The sequence below is a fragment of the Sporosarcina sp. FSL K6-1540 genome (assembly GCF_038620285.1).
Lineage (GTDB): Bacteria > Bacillota > Bacilli > Bacillales_A > Planococcaceae > Sporosarcina > Sporosarcina psychrophila.
In genome coordinates, this window is sequence record NZ_CP152018.1 from 3072047 (window position 1) to 3087844 (window position 15798).

17 protein-coding genes are annotated in these 15798 nt (G+C 39.5%); 9 read left to right on the top strand and 8 right to left on the bottom strand.

Features of this window, described 5'->3' with window-relative positions; translation table 11 throughout:
• Position 1: 1 nt before the first annotated feature.
• From MKY15_RS14570 to MKY15_RS14585, 4 genes are all read right to left on the bottom strand, one after another.
• Complete coding sequence (locus MKY15_RS14570; RefSeq protein WP_342537860.1) at positions 2–916, bottom strand: ketopantoate reductase family protein; 915 nt, start codon at positions 914–916, stop codon at positions 2–4.
• Between the two features lie 132 nt (positions 917–1048).
• Positions 1049–1966 (bottom strand): DsbA family protein, encoded by a 918-nt coding sequence (locus tag MKY15_RS14575; RefSeq protein WP_342537861.1) that lies wholly within the window; start codon positions 1964–1966, stop codon positions 1049–1051.
• A 17-nt stretch (positions 1967–1983) separates the two neighbouring features.
• Positions 1984–2316 carry a helix-turn-helix domain-containing protein gene (locus MKY15_RS14580; protein WP_342537862.1) on the bottom strand — a complete coding sequence of 111 codons (333 nt, stop codon included), beginning with the start codon at positions 2314–2316 and terminating at the stop codon, positions 1984–1986.
• 118 nt (positions 2317–2434) lie between these two features.
• Positions 2435–3004, bottom strand: a complete 570-nt coding sequence (locus MKY15_RS14585; RefSeq protein WP_067207350.1) for a nitroreductase — start codon at positions 3002–3004, stop codon at positions 2435–2437.
• A 164-nt stretch (positions 3005–3168) separates the two neighbouring features.
• On the opposite strand from MKY15_RS14585, the gene MKY15_RS14590 reads away from it, so the two are divergent.
• From MKY15_RS14590 to MKY15_RS14615, 6 genes are all read left to right on the top strand, one after another.
• Positions 3169–4389: an MFS transporter gene (locus tag MKY15_RS14590; RefSeq protein WP_067207351.1), complete on the top strand. Its 1221-nt coding sequence runs from the start codon at positions 3169–3171 to the stop codon at positions 4387–4389.
• Positions 4390–4398: 9 nt separating this feature from the next.
• Entirely contained in the window at positions 4399–4869 is a 471-nt protein-coding gene (locus MKY15_RS14595) for a DinB family protein (RefSeq protein ID WP_342537863.1), read from the top strand.
• Between the two features lie 97 nt (positions 4870–4966).
• Entirely contained in the window at positions 4967–6142 is a 1176-nt protein-coding gene (locus MKY15_RS14600; protein ID WP_067207357.1) for an MFS transporter, read from the top strand.
• A gap of 118 nt (positions 6143–6260) precedes the next feature.
• On the top strand, positions 6261–6671 hold the full coding sequence (locus MKY15_RS14605; protein WP_067207359.1) for a MarR family transcriptional regulator: 411 nt from the start codon (positions 6261–6263) through the stop codon (positions 6669–6671).
• Positions 6664–7848: an MFS transporter gene (locus tag MKY15_RS14610; RefSeq protein ID WP_335339521.1), complete on the top strand. Its 1185-nt coding sequence runs from the start codon at positions 6664–6666 to the stop codon at positions 7846–7848. The genes MKY15_RS14605 and MKY15_RS14610 overlap by 8 nt, the downstream gene beginning before the upstream one ends.
• Before the next feature lie 150 nt (positions 7849–7998).
• The gene (locus tag MKY15_RS14615) at positions 7999–9600 is read left to right on the top strand and encodes a BCCT family transporter (protein ID WP_342537864.1); all 1602 of its coding nucleotides are present in this window, start codon (positions 7999–8001) and stop codon (positions 9598–9600) included.
• 73 nt (positions 9601–9673) lie between these two features.
• On the opposite strand, the gene MKY15_RS14620 is transcribed toward MKY15_RS14615, so the two are convergent.
• On the bottom strand, positions 9674–10099 hold the full coding sequence (locus MKY15_RS14620) for a dual specificity protein phosphatase family protein (RefSeq protein ID WP_067207369.1): 426 nt from the start codon (positions 10097–10099) through the stop codon (positions 9674–9676).
• 36 nt (positions 10100–10135) lie between these two features.
• Positions 10136–10843: a metallophosphoesterase family protein gene (locus MKY15_RS14625; protein WP_067207372.1), complete on the bottom strand. Its 708-nt coding sequence runs from the start codon at positions 10841–10843 to the stop codon at positions 10136–10138.
• Between the two features lie 1086 nt (positions 10844–11929).
• Between MKY15_RS14625 and MKY15_RS14630 the strand changes: the two genes are divergently transcribed.
• The gene (locus MKY15_RS14630) at positions 11930–12493 is read left to right on the top strand and encodes a hypothetical protein (RefSeq protein ID WP_067207375.1); all 564 of its coding nucleotides are present in this window, start codon (positions 11930–11932) and stop codon (positions 12491–12493) included.
• 224 nt (positions 12494–12717) lie between these two features.
• Here the strand turns inward: MKY15_RS14630 and MKY15_RS14635 are convergent, their stop codons facing one another.
• Complete coding sequence (locus MKY15_RS14635) at positions 12718–13329, bottom strand: DUF3298 and DUF4163 domain-containing protein (RefSeq protein ID WP_067207378.1); 612 nt, start codon at positions 13327–13329, stop codon at positions 12718–12720.
• Positions 13330–13641: 312 nt separating this feature from the next.
• Between MKY15_RS14635 and MKY15_RS14640 the strand changes: the two genes are divergently transcribed.
• Positions 13642–14073: a YkvA family protein gene (locus tag MKY15_RS14640; protein WP_231885788.1), complete on the top strand. Its 432-nt coding sequence runs from the start codon at positions 13642–13644 to the stop codon at positions 14071–14073.
• A 63-nt stretch (positions 14074–14136) separates the two neighbouring features.
• Here MKY15_RS14640 and MKY15_RS14645 read toward each other — a convergent pair whose 3' ends face one another.
• Positions 14137–14997, bottom strand: a complete 861-nt coding sequence (locus tag MKY15_RS14645; protein WP_067207381.1) for an S-adenosyl-l-methionine hydroxide adenosyltransferase family protein — start codon at positions 14995–14997, stop codon at positions 14137–14139.
• Between the two features lie 409 nt (positions 14998–15406).
• Here MKY15_RS14645 and MKY15_RS14650 point away from each other — a divergent pair, with 409 nt between their 5' ends.
• Positions 15407–15781 carry a nucleotide excision repair endonuclease gene (locus MKY15_RS14650; protein ID WP_067207386.1) on the top strand — a complete coding sequence of 125 codons (375 nt, stop codon included), beginning with the start codon at positions 15407–15409 and terminating at the stop codon, positions 15779–15781.
• Positions 15782–15798: the final 17 nt, after the last annotated feature.

Genomic DNA, 15798 nt, shown 5'->3' on the forward strand with positions numbered 1-15798 from the left:
GTCATTTTTCTTTTTCGTAAATCTTTAACTTCGTATAAATCGTTTCCAGTATCGGGGTTGGGACGTCATGTGTATTCGCGTGTTGCAATAATAAACCATGCAGATGATCGGATTCTAGCGGAAGGGATTTTTCTATATCTCGCTGCATCGAGGATTTCATAAGGTATGGCATATCACTAATTTTGGTATACAGTTCTTGCGTGATAGTATCATGTATTGGTGCATTGATTTTCTTCATAATTGCGCCGAGTTCTTCCAACAGTGAAGCAACAGTATTACGCCCGGTTTCCAACTCCATAATTGGTCCTATTGGTGACTCCATCAGTGATGTAATACCGGATAGTGCAGTGATGAACAAATATTTATGCCACATTTCCTGATTGATTTGCTCACTTAGCACACATGAAGCGTTGGCCCCTTCAAAAGCAGCTTTCAGTTTTTCCATACGAGGTGTGATCTCCCCAGATCTTTCGCCGTAAATAAGCTGATGGATCGGACTTTTTTGTAATATGGTTCCATGTTCGTCAAGTGTCGTTTCGATGAAGCAAAGACCACCGATGACGGCATCTTCTCCGAAAGCTTTGATTAGTTGTTCGAGATGCCCGACGCCATTCAAGAGGGGGAGAATAATCGTGTCCTCTTTTACAAATGGACGTATATCATTGATTGCTTGGGTAAGGTGATAGGACTTTGTAGAAATGAGGATCAAATCGAATTTATCCCCAATATCCTTTGATGTAATCATTCGCGGGGCGAGCTTAGCATCCCCGTTGACACTTTCAATTTTCAAGCCAGATTTTTCAAGCATTTCTTTGCGCTTTGCTCGTACAAGGAAAGTAACGTTCTCTCCTTTTTCCAAGAGCCTACCTCCAAAATATCCGCCAATCGCTCCTGCTCCGACGATTAATATGTTCATATCATAATCCTCCTTATATCTGTATGATAAATTCTATTCTACAGTAGTCTGGGTTATTAGAATCATTGAATTACGTGTAATGAAAAACGATGGCATGCCGGACAGGATATGTCTAGCTTGCCATCGTATACATTAACCGATAATCGAAATATATTTTTCGCCAAGAACTTCCTTCGTTTTATAATCGGTATTGACCAATTGATCACTTACGAATGCTTCAACATCTTGTTCTTTAATTGCATAAAATTCTTCGATTTCACGTGAGAATAACAGTTTTTCTTGTTGGATAAGTGACTGCAAACTTGATTGTTGTTTTGGTTGCAAAATCTCCCCGGGCAGCATTTGTTGAAGTGCCTCCGTGTATTGTTCAAGTGCTCGTGCACCGACAATCTTGACGCCTTTTTTCTCTTCATTCAACATGACGATAGTTGGGAATCCACGGACGCCTAGTTGACGAACGAGTTGAAAGTCTTCTTGCAATGAAGTTTCAGCTTCCGGCAGTTTCGATTGTTTGACGATTTCTACTCCACTAAGGCCAACTTTATTGACAAGATCGATTAATATGTCATCTTGCGCAATGTTTTGATTGAAAGCGAAGAGGGCTTCGCGTGCGCGGCGTAAAAATATATTGGCGATTTCGGGACTTTGCTTATGAATCACTTTAAATACACGAGAAGGAATGAAGGAAGATTCGATCGGATTATCATGCCAAAGAGTCCCGTCAATCGGCATACGAGAATGCTCACCGACTTCTCTCCAATGCTCAGCGACATCGGCAGGACCATTGATGCCATTTGCGGTGTCCGCAAAGCCGTTCCAGTTTTCCAATAATCCACCCATCAATGTATGCGTGTTGACGTATTGGCCATATTGCGCCTCGAATTTTCGGAGAACGGGTTCCAGTGCCCAACAGTGGGAGCAAATTGGATCCGTTACATAATATAAGTCGACCTTCTTTTTAGGCGTGGAGAGATCGATAAATTGCATTTCTGTTTCTCCACCAGGTCCGCATACGCCAGTTTCTAAATCGCATATCATATTGTTTTTCATCCTAATTCCTCATTTCTTTATTTTGTAATTGTCTGTTCCAAATCGATATTATCTTGTGCCCACTTATGAACAGGTTGGAGGGCAATTGCTAACTGCTGTCCTTTGTCTGACAGATGATATGAAATGGTGACGGGGGTGCCTTCTGTTACTACTTTCACAACCAAGCCATAATTGGCGAGTTCAGTTAGCTTTAATGATAAGGACCGTGGGGTAATATCATTCAAATCACGTTTCATATCAGAAAAGTGTGCCGTAAAGTTTGGGCAATTCGATAAGTAATGGACGATGAGACCATTCCAACGCCTGCCTAATATTTCAAAGCACGATTCCAAATAAGGACAAACCTTCATAAGTATCACCTCTTCTTTCGATAACTTTATTATATGCAGGTATACTAAGTATATCAAGTATAAAAATTATATTAACTAAAACACGCTCATCAAAGTAAATTTGATGAGCGTGTTTTAGTTAATTAATCCAAGTTGTGAACTCTTTAAAATCGGTCCTTTTAAACGGTTTCGGTTCAATTTCAGGATATCCTAGGTAGATAAATGCAACAATCTCACCTTTAGTAGATAGTCCGAAAAAATCACTTACTTTTGGATGGTAACAAATTGCACCTGTTCGCCAGATTGCACCAAGACCGAGTGCATGTGCGGTTAATAGCATATTTTGGACACTGGTACTGACAGTGGCATACTCTTCTTTCAAAATAACATTTTCTTTTTCACTTGGCTCCACTCCGACCGCGATGATGACAGGTGCACGCAGCGGATTCCGTTCACTTCGTTCAATTTTTACGATACTACTTTCCGAAAGAGGATCTTCCTGTTGAGAAATCGTTATCTCACGAAGCACTTTACCTAATTTCATTCTGCCATCGCCTTGAAGTACATAGAAACGCCAAGGTTCGGTTTTATGATGATTCGGCGCATAAGTTCCCGCCTCAATAATTTGTTCAATAAGATTTGCTGGTACAGCTTGATCACTGACTAGCGGAATAGTTCTCCGTGTCTTAATCGCGTCGTGTATATTCAAAAAGATCGCCTCTTTCTATCCATACTAAATAGCTACTTAATAAGTATATCGACATGAGTAGATAAAAACATTGTTTTCGCTATATTAAACATTCAAGTGTTCGGAAAATGCGATATACTTGGTCTATTAAGTTACTACTGTCAGGGAAAGAGTGTGAGAATCAAATGACCACAGTAAAAGAATCATCTGCATTAGGAAATCCTGTTTATCCAATAATGTTTGCAATTGGTGCTTGCCATTTGTTAAACGATACGCTTCAAGCTGTGATTCCAGCAATGTTTCCTGTTCTTGTAAAAGAGAGGGGGTTTAGCTTTACCCAACTTGGATTCATTTTTTTTGCTTTGAATATGGTGGCATCAGTCTTACAACCGGTCATCGGGTATATAAGTGACCGGAAGCCAAAACCTTATGCGCTTCCATTCGGAATGATGTTTTCGCTTATTGGAATAGGAGGGCTCGCTTTTGCTCCAACTTACTGGTTATTAATCGTTTCCGTCATGTTACTTGGATTTGGTTCCGCCGTTTTTCACCCTGAAGGATCACGAGTCTCTTTTATGGCTGCAGGATCGAAGCGTGGACTTTCCCAATCCATCTACCAAGTGGGGGGAAACTCGGGACAGGCACTTGCACCGTTAATTGGTGCGTTCATATTAGTTCCGTATGGTCAAAAATCGGCAGCGTTATTTTTGCTTGTTGCAGCACTTGGTATTTTTATATTGATGAAAATATCTGCCTGGTATAAAAAGCAGTTGGAACAGGAGAAGTTAAACAATCGTAAGAAAGTCCTTCTCTCATCGATTGGTAACTTAACGAAAAAGAAAATAGGGATAGCACTTGGTTTACTTCTTGTCATCATCTTCGCCCGTTCATTTTACGTTACGAATATTACAAGCTTTTTCATATTTCATTTGATGGATAAATATGAGGTATCAGATAAAGAAGGATTACTCTATATATTCCTGTTTTTGGCACTTGGGGCAGTCGGCACATTTTTTGGCGGACCGATGGCAGACAAGCTTGGAAGAAAAAATGTCATTGTACTTTCGCTCGCAGTGCCGATACCGTTATGCTTAATACTTCCATATGTTCCATTATGGGCTGTGGCAGTGTTACTGATGTTAATTGGTTTTTTCATTATGCTAAGCTTTTCGGTGACAGTTGTTTATGCACAAGAGCTAGTACCAAGCAAAATTGGAACGATGGCAGGGCTGACTGTTGGACTGGCATTTGGTATGGGAGCAATTGGTTCGGTTATCATCGGAATAATGATGGATAGTATTGGTATTCATCCTACGATGATCATTGTTTCATTCCTCCCTATTATTGGACTTGTAGGGTTGGCGCTACCGCGCGATCAAAAATTAACAGCAGAAACTGCGGATTAAGGGGACAAAATGAACAATTATTGTAGATATGCGTTGCATCAAATAAGGGTTGCGATTGATTCCCTTGTTGAACTAGTAGATTGCTTAGAAGAGCATGACTTACAACAAAGACCAACAGCTGCAAAACATTCCGTTGGTGAGTTATTAGAGCATATTGCCACAATATGTAGAGCGGATTTTTATATTGCTGATGGTGCAAACCAAGAAGAAATGGCTACATTTTATTCAACAGTTTCATTGATTTCAAAAGAGGAAATTAAAGAGGCATTATTGAGTAATTATACTTTTTTACAAGAGAGATTTATGGAGTTTAATGAAGAAGAGTTGCACATGGAAATAACTTCATATTGGGGGGTGACCTACTCCTGGTATGAGTGGCTAGTAGAAACAACAGCCCACCTATACCATCATAGAGGGCAATTGCATTCAATACTTGTTCATTGTTATGGTTTGGACTTAAATGCTCAGCTATTTGAATAATTGTATGGTGAAAATAAATAGTTTTTTGAGTTGGCTTTTACATTCAATCCATATTATAATATGGAGTCGGCTTAAATTTGAAAGTAGGTTGTAAAAATTGTCCAAAGACCAAAGAAAGAAAATGCTAATATTAATGATTAATATGTTTATTGCAGTAGGAAGTTTCGGAATTATAATACCTATATTACCGGCCTATCTTTTGTCAATTGGCCAAGGTGGAACGGCAGCGGGCTTGATGATTGCCATATTTGCGGGAGCACAGCTTGTAATGTCACCAATTGCAGGGAAATGGACGGATCGCTATGGACGTAGAATAATGATTATTTCAGGACTTAGCGGTTTGGCCCTGTCCATGTTCGTTTTTTACTTTTCAGATTCGATAGGTGTGTTATATCTATCCCGTGTTATTGGCGGCGTTGGAGCAGCGTTATTAATCCCAGCGATTTTTGCTTACGTGGCAGATATCACAACAATGGATCAGCGTGCCAAAGGTAACAGTTTCATTTCTGCTTCGATGTCACTTGGGATTGTTATTGGTCCTGGAATCGGAGGATTTTTAGCTGATTTTGGTTTGAAAATGCCACTGCTTATATCTGCGATAGTAGGACTCGCAGCCGTTGCTTTTTCAGCATTCATGTTGGAAGAAAGCATGGATACGAAAATCGAAGTGCCTAATGAAAAACCTGAGCCAATGGTAAAAGAAATTGCACAGTCATTTAACAAACCGTACTTTATCCCTTTAGTTATCACGCTTGTCATGAGCTTTGGGTTAATGGCATATGAATCAGTTCTCGGCCTTTTTGTAGATAATGTGTTCGGAGCCACTCCGAAAGATATTGCTGTATTAGTAACTTCAACAGGTATCATCAGTGTAATCATTCAACTATTTGCTGTTGATTGGATTGTTCGCAAATTTGGTGAAGCAGTCGTGTTGAACATTTTCCTTGCTCTTGCGGCACTTGGATTTTTGCTGTCCATCTTTGTGCCGAGTTATATTATGTTTTTCGGTGTTACAATGATTATTTTCCTCTCGACTTCTATACTGAGGCCTGTACTGACGACACTCATATCTAAGTTGGCGGGGAATGAGCAAGGATTTGCGATGGGAATGAACAATGCATATATGAGCATTGGAAACGTCCTTGGACCACTTCTTGCTGGGCTTCTGTTTGACGTGCATATTTTGTATCCATTTATTTTGGGACTAATCGTTCTTGTAATTACAATATTTGTCTCTATGAAATGGAAAGGTCCACGAAACATCTCAATGTGATAAAACAGGCAATCCCCATAGGAGGGATTGCCTGTTTTATTGAGTTCTGTTTCTTTACAAGTTTCGAATTCCGAAGTATAATATAATAGTTACCTAAGTAAATAAAGGAGTTGAAGATATGAATCCATTATTCCATGAAGTATTTCAAAAGACACGATTATTAAGTAAAGAATTAAATCTAGTGCTTAAAGAATATGATCTGTTCGCATCACAATGGACAGTGCTTTACTGTGTTCATCAACATGAGGAAATGATATTAACAAATATATGGAAGTATTTGAATGTGGAAGCTCCAACGATAACACGAACTGTGAGTCGATTGGAGGAATTAGGATGGCTGAAGACATACGTAGGGAAGGATCGTAGGGAAAAGGTAGTCCGCCTTTCGGAAGAAGCAGTAGCCAAGTTTCCTATGATTGAGGCCTCGATTATTCATTTTGAAAATGAATTTTTAAAAGGTTTGTCAAATGAAGAACAGGTAATACTAAGAGGATTATTGAAAAAGCTCGACAATGAAAGAAGTGAGTAATTTGGAAAAAAAAGAACCTATTTGGACAAAACCATTCGTCAGTTTGTTTTTTACTAATATATCTGTATTTATCGTATTTTATGGCCTTGTAACTACTCTACCGCTTTATGCAATCGGGGTGTTGAACCGAACAGATGAAGAGGCGGGATTACTGATGACAGTATTTTTACTTTCCGCAATTGTTGTCAGACCGTTTACAGGGAAAATTTTAGATATTGCAGGAAAACGAAAAATGTTATGGATTGGTCTTGCCCTCTATTTGATATGTACAGTCCTTTATTATTTTATCCAACCGTTTGCGGGACTTTTAGTGTTGCGTTTTGTACAGGGGATCTGGTTTAGTATTATTACGACGGCGACACTTTCAATTGCGGCAGATATTGTGCCGATCACGCGAAGAGGAGCAGGCCTGGGCTATTTTTCGATGTCGACAAATTTAGCTGTTGTTCTCGGTCCATTAATTGCGCTGGCTGTCATTCAATCCTATTCATTCGATGTATTGTTTGTCGTGCTGAGTATATTAATGATTGTCGGCGTGTTAACATCTCTATCTGCACCAGCCGGCGTTATTCCAGTGAAAAATGATGTGAAAAGCAAATTGTCATTTGGCGACCTGTTTGAAAAACGGGCAGTGCCAGTGGCATTCCTTGGAAGTTTGATAGCATTGTCTTATGCGAGTGTCTTATCGTACCTATCCATTTATGCACAGGAAAAAGGACTCCTAGCATTGGCGAGTTCCTTCTTCCTCGTGTTTGCGGCAGTTATGCTATTAACTCGCCCGTTTACTGGTAGGCTCTTCGATGAAAAGGGGCCCCAATATGTAATAATACCCGGGTTTATATTTTTTGCCATCGGTCTTGTCCTTTTGGCAAACATGGATTCTGCAATATCCTTTTTAATTGCGGGAGCATTTGTTGGATTTGGTTATGGTGCACTTGTTCCGAGCTTCCAGACACTTGCAGTACAATCAACAAAACATGAGAGAAGTGGATATGCGACCGCTACATTCTTCACGTTTTTTGATTCGGGCCTTGCGATAGGGTCATTTGTACTTGGGCTAATTGCTCTCCATTTCGGATATGAATCCGTTTACTTGGTGTCGGGTGCACTTGCGTTTGCTGTCCTTATCCTTTATATGGTTATCCATCGGAAAAAGAAACATGAATCCTTAACATAGGGATTCATGTTTTTTTGTTTGCTGCAAATCGTGATAAACAAGGGAAGGGCACTTATTACTTTTTAAAAAATTTAAGTGTTCATTTGCGATTTAATTGGAAGTAGTTTAGGGTATATAGTTATTAACTAATTTAATAGGGGTCGGTTTTCTTTGGATAGGAAGTTTTGGAGAAATCCGGTATTCTCAATTTCAGCAACAGTTATCTTGTTTCTTGTAGTTGCGGGGGCGGTATTACCGGAAAAGTTTGGAAATGTAGCAGATAAATTATACGACTTTACAACAGTGAATTTTGGCTGGTTCTACTTGCTGGTTGTTTTCATCATAGTGATATTTTTAGCTGGTCTGGCGATCAGTAAGTATGGAGCAATCAGGATTGGCGGCGATGAAGAACGGCCGGATTATCCGTTTTTCACATGGATTGGGATGTTATTTTCGGCTGGTTTCGGAGTAGGGCTCGTTTTTTGGGGTGTAGCGGAACCGATGAGCCACTATTTCGCTTCACCGATTGGAGGCATAGAACCGCATTCAGAACAAGCGGCACGGGTTGCAATGGGTTACTCATTTTTCCACTGGGGTATTTCTCAATGGGCTATCTTCGGTATTGTTGGCTTGGTTATCGGGTTTTTACAATTTCGAAAGAAAAAAGATGGTCTCATTTCCACAGCTTTGGAGCCGTTGCTAGGATCGAATAAAAAGTTGAAGATAGGTATTGATTCTTTTGCAGTCATTGCTACAGTCATGGGGATTGCCACTTCGCTTGGGCTCGGTATTTTGCAGATGGCTGGTGGTCTGGAATCTGTATTTAACATTAAAAGTACATTCAGCATACAGTTAATTATTATAATTATCGTTTTTATTTGCTACATGCTGTCGGCAGCTTCAGGGTTGAATAAAGGAATCCGTTATTTAGGGAACTTTAACTTAGGAATGGCAATAGCGATGCTTGTGTTCTTTTTCATCGTGGGTCCAAAGGTATTCATCCTTGAAACCTTTACACTGGCAATCGGTGATTACATAACGAATTTCATTCAATACAGTTTGCGTTTACAGCCTTATCAAGGTGGGACATGGGTCAGGGATTGGACGATATTCTATTGGGCGTGGACAATCGCATGGTCGCCTTTTGTTGGGGCGTTCGTTGAACGTGTATCCAAAGGTAGAACGATTCGAGAATTCATCATCGGGGTAATGGTCATTCCGCCGGTGTTTGCATGCATGTGGATTGCAACATTGGGCGGGACAGCACTTTATAGTGATTTGAACAACGGTACAAAGATAGCGGAAGCTGTTAACGCTGATGTCACTTCTGCAATTTTCGAGACGTTTAGACACATGCCATTCACTGGACTCATGTCCGCTTTGGCAATCTTATTGATTTTTACATTCTTGGTGACATCTGCGGATTCGGCAACGTACATCCTGGCGAGTATGACAACGAAGGGGAGTTTGATGCCACCCTTGATTGTGAAAATGGTTTGGGGAATCCTAATGTCAGCGATAGCGGCAGTGCTGTTATATGCCGGCGGGTTGGATGCATTGCAATCTGCTTCACTTATTGCTGCATTGCCTTTCACGGTTCTTCTCCTTTTACTTGTAATCGGAATGGGCAAATTGTTGAAGAAAGAACCAATTACGGTCAGACCGGCCGACATAAGAAGTTTTGAGAGGATCGAACGTGCAGTGAAGAAGAAAGCTGAGAAGGAAAAATCAATTATGCCTTCATCCAAAAGAAGGAATCAGCAGAAGAAGTGAATTAAAATAACACAAAAATGCCTGCCCTATCATATTTTAGGGTCAGGCATTTTTTGTGATTTTTATCATCTAATTACTTCTCGTAAATTCTTTTGAGTGCATCTTTAAATTGGGGCTTAATATTAATAGCCGGTTTGATTTCTTTCGCTTTCTGTTCGGCTTCATCCACGGAATCCGCTAGTCCCAATTCCAATAATGTAGCAGTGGCAATGGTTCCTGCTCTACCCCGACCAGTATTACAGTGAAAATACACATTTTTCCCAGCCTTATATGCATCGGTTATTTCTTTTACAGCAGCTTGAATGGACGCGTCTTGTTGCTGGGTATCGTCAACAATAGGCTGATGTACACTTTTATTATTTGAAAGTGGAACTTTTACTTCTGCACGTAAATCAAAGATAATATCAATTTTTTCATTCGCAAGAAGATCATCAATTGCATCTACGCCACCTATGAAAATTCGATTTGAGACTAGTTCTTCATACTTTTTGATTGTCATGGAGGATCTCCTTAGTATGTATTTGTAAACAGTATATCATTTAACGTAATGAACTTTTCGTTTCGGTAATTCTAAGCAATTTAATTGCCCGCCGTAGACAGCTCCACCATCGATACCAATAATCCGGTTATCTCCGAAGTAAATAGTATGATTTTCCGCATCCTCATGAAAAATTTTAGTTGGCGTATGACCGAAGACGACTGTCCTGTCTCCATCATAACCTGTGTGGAACTCTTCGCGGATCCACATCAATATATAGGGATCTGTTTCAGCAATTGGTTGTGTAGGGTGAACGCCTGCATGGACGAAAACATAATCGTCACGTTCGATAATGTGATCCAGATTTTGAATGAATTCAAGGTGTTTGTCCAATATTTTGGAATTCAATACAGGTTTAACAAATACCTCTGCATCTTGCATCATAAACTCACTTTCGTTGAGACCGTAACTTTCTAAGGTTTTGCTACCGCCACATCGATTGATCCAATGTTTCCAAGCTCGTTCCTCGTTTGTCGTCAAGGCTTTGATCATCAAGTCTTCATGATTTCCTTTTAGGACAAGGGCTCCTTCTGATTTCAGCTCGATAACCTTATCAAGTACCTTTCTCGAGTTTGGCCCACGGTCTACATAATCACCTAACAGAATGAGTTGATCGTGATTAGAATCGTACTCCACATCGGATAATAAACGTTCAAACATTTCTAATTCGCCATGAATATCACTCATTACAAGTGTACGCTTCATTCTTCTTCATCCTTTCGGAAATGCTTTATATTACTCAAATCTATCAATTTTGTTGATTAACCATATTCTTACATAAGGAACGAGAGTCTACAGTAGACTTGTACATTTCCGGCTCTTTTTGGCCGAAATAATAGCAACACCTTTACCACGGGTTAATTGTAGCTGGAAATGATTTGGAAACTTCCGTCCGCTCCACCGCTTTAGTAACAGTGTGACGCTATATAGAAAGTGTAACTGGCTTACATCAGAAAAGGAAATGCTATAAAGAAGGGGCAGACAAAATTGCTCCTTTATGGAGAGGAAAGTGGTTATTCACTCCTTCCCAAATGGTTTAGAGCTTAGTGTAACTGTCACTTTTAGGAGCGACGGAGGTCGACTACCCTACGCAATAAGAATTCCCTATAACGGTGCAGTAGTCGGTCGAACCAAAGCGATTTAAAAGCATCTGTGGTTTAATCATAAAATTAATTAGTCATTATTGGATAACTTGGGTTACTCAACGCATATGCATACTTAAATTGATTATACGGTAATGTAAATGCGACATTATTGATAATAAAGATTCTTGTGTTCTGATTTTATCCCGCATTAACGGGCAGTAAGACCCCCACTTCAAGTATTTAAGGACACGAGAAGAATAAGTGGGGGTTCAACTGCCCGTAAAAGCCCGAATGGTTATACTAACAATCAGTGGGGGATGAAGAGCCCCCCCTCTGATTGAAGATTAACTTTATTTTAAAGTAAATGTTTTTATGTATTTAGTGATTTTGGCTGAATGGTTTGATGAAGAACTTTATTTCCGGGGAAATATTTTGTAGTTGCTATAAATAGTAATAATAATCATATATATCATTAGTTCTAGAGTTTATTCATCCGAGAACAATGAGTAAATACTTATTTCTCGGTTAATGAAGGGGAACAAAAAATGATTTTCTATTTGATTTGATTAAAAAGTAAAACTCTATAGCTAATATATGAGAGGGGTATCGGGGGTGGAATGTATTGGGGTTGGTTTTTGACCTGATTAGATAAGTTGTAACTTTGCCACCAGCAAAACGGACTAATAAGAATACGAGGAGGGTTTTTATGAAAAAGAAATTTGGTTTGTTTCCGTTACTATGTTTAGTCCTACTACTTACACTTTTTTTGAAACCTGTACCTGTGGCTGCTTGCTCATGTGTAATGAAGCCTTCAGTAGATAAAGGATATTCACGTTCGCAAGCAGTCTTCAGCGGAGAAGTTATCGGAATAAAGGACAATAACGGGCTGTTAGGCAGGCGTGGGAAAACGGTCCTATTTAATGTGAAAGAAACATGGAAGGGAATTAATGAAACGGAAGTTGCTATTGCGACAGGGAGTAGTGATGGAGATTGCGGCATAGCATTTGTCGTTGGCGAAGAATATTTGGTATATGCTAGGCTATCTGATATGTACGGGGATGAATCGCTTACGAGTATAATTTGCGATCCAACGACAGAGCTTGGAAATGCTGCTGAAGATATTGCTATTTTAGGCCAAGGCCAAGTTCCAACACAAGATGTGAAATCTGTTGATAATGGGAAATCAACCGTCTTAATTGGTGGTGGAGTTGTTTTTATAGCTGGATTGATTGCGATTTTTGGGTGGTACCGGGTTAAGAGAAATAAATAAGAAATAAAACCAATTGCCGAAACAGAATCAAAGTTTCGGCAATTGGCTTTATTTTTGGTTTTCTTATGGATTTATCCCGCATTAACGGGCAGTAAGACCCCCACTTCAAGTATTCAAGGACACAAGAAGAATAAGTGGGGGATCAACTGCCCGTAAAAGCCCGAATGGTTAAACTAACAATCAGTGGGGGGAAGAACCCCCCCTCTGATTGAAGATTAACTTTATTAAGTGAATGCCATCATCCGGTCAAGTGGACCATCGGGTTTTATTATATCGGCTAGATCTAGAATTGGAATCGGGAAGTAGGGGAAGCCCCAATAGTATGGCGTGATTTCATAAAGCTGGAAATAAATAACGAGAGAAGTGTCAGCGATATAGAAATCCTGGTCACTACGGATTCCTTTGAATGGTTCAAGCAACTCAATATTCCAGTCTTTGATCCGCTGATTTATGATATCCGACAGTTTTTTCTCGTAGTTGCTACCCTTTTTGAATAAATCCTTCAACTCGTATTGTTTACCGGTTTTTGTATCAAAGGTCAGTGATTTAACGATAGTCATCCCGTGTGCACCGCCTGTAAACGAATAGACGATGAGATTCAAACTAAGGATACCGCGTTGATTGTTCTTTAACTCGAAGTTGGCAAGTAATTCCACGAGGTCTTTCTCGTAAAAACTTTGTTCGACTAGTATTTTGTTCAGAGTGGTTATGATGGCATGGTTAATAGTACTTTGCGCATTGGGATTTGGTAATTGGGTAACAACAGGGTAATATACTTTAACATCCTTTGAGGCGTGGGGCAGTCTTTTTGTTGCAATTGATACTGGTAAATCCACTGGATACGTCCTTCCCTTCTCAATAGAGTAGTACATCATATGTTCAATTGAGTTAGGAAAGTCGAAATAATGGCTTGTAAGAATAAAACAAAGCCTTTTTTAATTCGGAAGTTGTACCATACATATATTGAAATAATGAAGTTTATTGAATCCGCTGTGGCGATAGAAGGTCCCTTGAAAGTCGCCTTCGCTGTTTATTCATATATCCAACTTATATAGAAACTACGGGTGGGATCCTGGAGCTATAGAATGACACATAGGGTCGTTCCGTGTAGAATTAATGTAATGAGCAGCGATTGAGGAGGTTTCAATATGATGAAAAAACAAAAAGAGTACGAAAATAAATTGAAGAACTTTGATCCGGAGTCCAGTATGCCGGAAACAGAAAACCATTATTCAGACGAAAAGTTTTGGGGAAAAATGATGAAATACGGGAAACTGGCGGGGAAGACAACAGTCTATTATAGCTTGCTTCTTTTCTACGTTGCAAAAAGTCCTGAGGTTCCCAAATCGACAAAGATGATTATTGTCGGTGCACTCAGCTATCTGATTTTCCCGATCGATCTCATTCCAGATTTCATACCAGTAGTCGGACTGGTGGATGATGCCGGGGTCATAGCCGCAGCCGTATTTAAAGTGATTTCTTATATTGATGAAGATATAAAAAATAAAGCAAAAGTGAAAATGAATACACTACTTGGTTTTAAATTCAATGATGAAGAAATAGACAAACGATTATTATAATGGAAAGAGCTAACAAGGAAATGAAAAATTCCGAGTTAGCTCTTTTTGTTTGAATTTCTGCTGTTATTCATACACAATTCTTGGGGCCTTACGAATAATAATTTCCCAGTTTGTTCCGGTACCAATACGATAGGCATCTGCAAAAGATCCTTGATTGATAGCAATGCCGATATTGTCGAGGGAGTTCACATAAACGAGTGGCTCACCAATATGCAAGTCTGCAAACGATCGGCCGAACGTCATGATGTTGTTGTAGATTGTACGGCCATCTGTCGTTATAGAAACTTCTATTGAATCGCCATACTGTTCTACGATTTCCTTGAATTGTTCTCGGCTTATATTGGTCCAGAGATTGCCGAAGGGACGGTCGATAATATCTACTATTCCTGTAATTGTTTCATCTACAATGGTGGACAATTTCAATGGTAGTGCAATAATAGTTGATGGATTAACTGATGCACCAATTTCTTCAAATTGTATAATTCCAGCAGCAAGCCGCGCACCCGTGTAAGCAAATATATCGCGTCCGTGGAAGGTATGCGATTCACCTGAATTTGGAAGCCGGTTTTTTGATTCATCGATTTCCCGGATCTCCGTTATTTTGATGAATTGCAACACATGCGTTAATGTCCCGTTATCCGGCGTAATAATATAGTGATTATCCGCAGTCTTCGCAACAATCGCACGACGGTTCGATCCAACTCCTGGATCGACAATTGATACGAAGACCGTTTCACTTGGCCAATAACCAATCGACTGTAATAACCGATAGGAAGCTTCCCAAATATTGTATTGAGGAATTTGATGTGTGATTTCAAAAATTGGGATTCCGCGTTGAACGGAGTTTGCTACGCCATGCATCGCACTCACTGCACCATCACTTTTGCCGAAATCGGATTGAAAAACTAATAAACCTGTTGTCATTACAAATCCACTCCTCATTCCTATAGTTTATGAAAGTGAGAAACAAAAAAATCCCGCTCAAATCAATCGTTAACCGATTGAAAAGGACGGAATTCATCACTTTACTTTTCTCTTCAATGCTCGTATGTATTATTGAATAATTTACACGATTATGAATCAAAAGTCAACAATGCTGCATGATAAGGTTCTATAAAAATGCCTGTCACTACTACGAATCAATAGTGTAGTGTGACTAGTATCTTCCTGTTATTTCCGAAATGTTGTCCGATTTTAAAGAAAATGAACAATCAGAGCAATTAGTAAGGGAAATATAGTTGTTTTGAATTGATTTGAATGACACCATTCTTCGCTTTTTGGGCTGTTTTATGTTAGAATTTAAGTTCATAACAGAAGAGGACGTGACGTTTAATTGATCACAATTACTATACCAAATCCGGATGTAACAATTGTACAACGTAAACAAGAAATGGGTGCCGATGTTGCCCCGATAAAACCAATTTATGGATTTATTGATTTACATGAAATTCCACGTGATAAAGGCGGCATCATTTTGTTTTATAACAACAAAGATGAATTGCTGTTTGCTGGGAAAGCACGTAAACTGCGCCAACGTGTTAAGAAGCATTTTGAAGACACGGTCTCTCCAATCAAAAATCATCGTAACGAAGTGCATGAAATTGCGATTATCGTTGTCGAAGACCCGATGGAACGCGAAATTTATGAAACGTATATCATTAATACACAACGTGCGAAATATAATCTTGATAAAGTATTTTTCGAATAAACTACAGAGCTGACTGC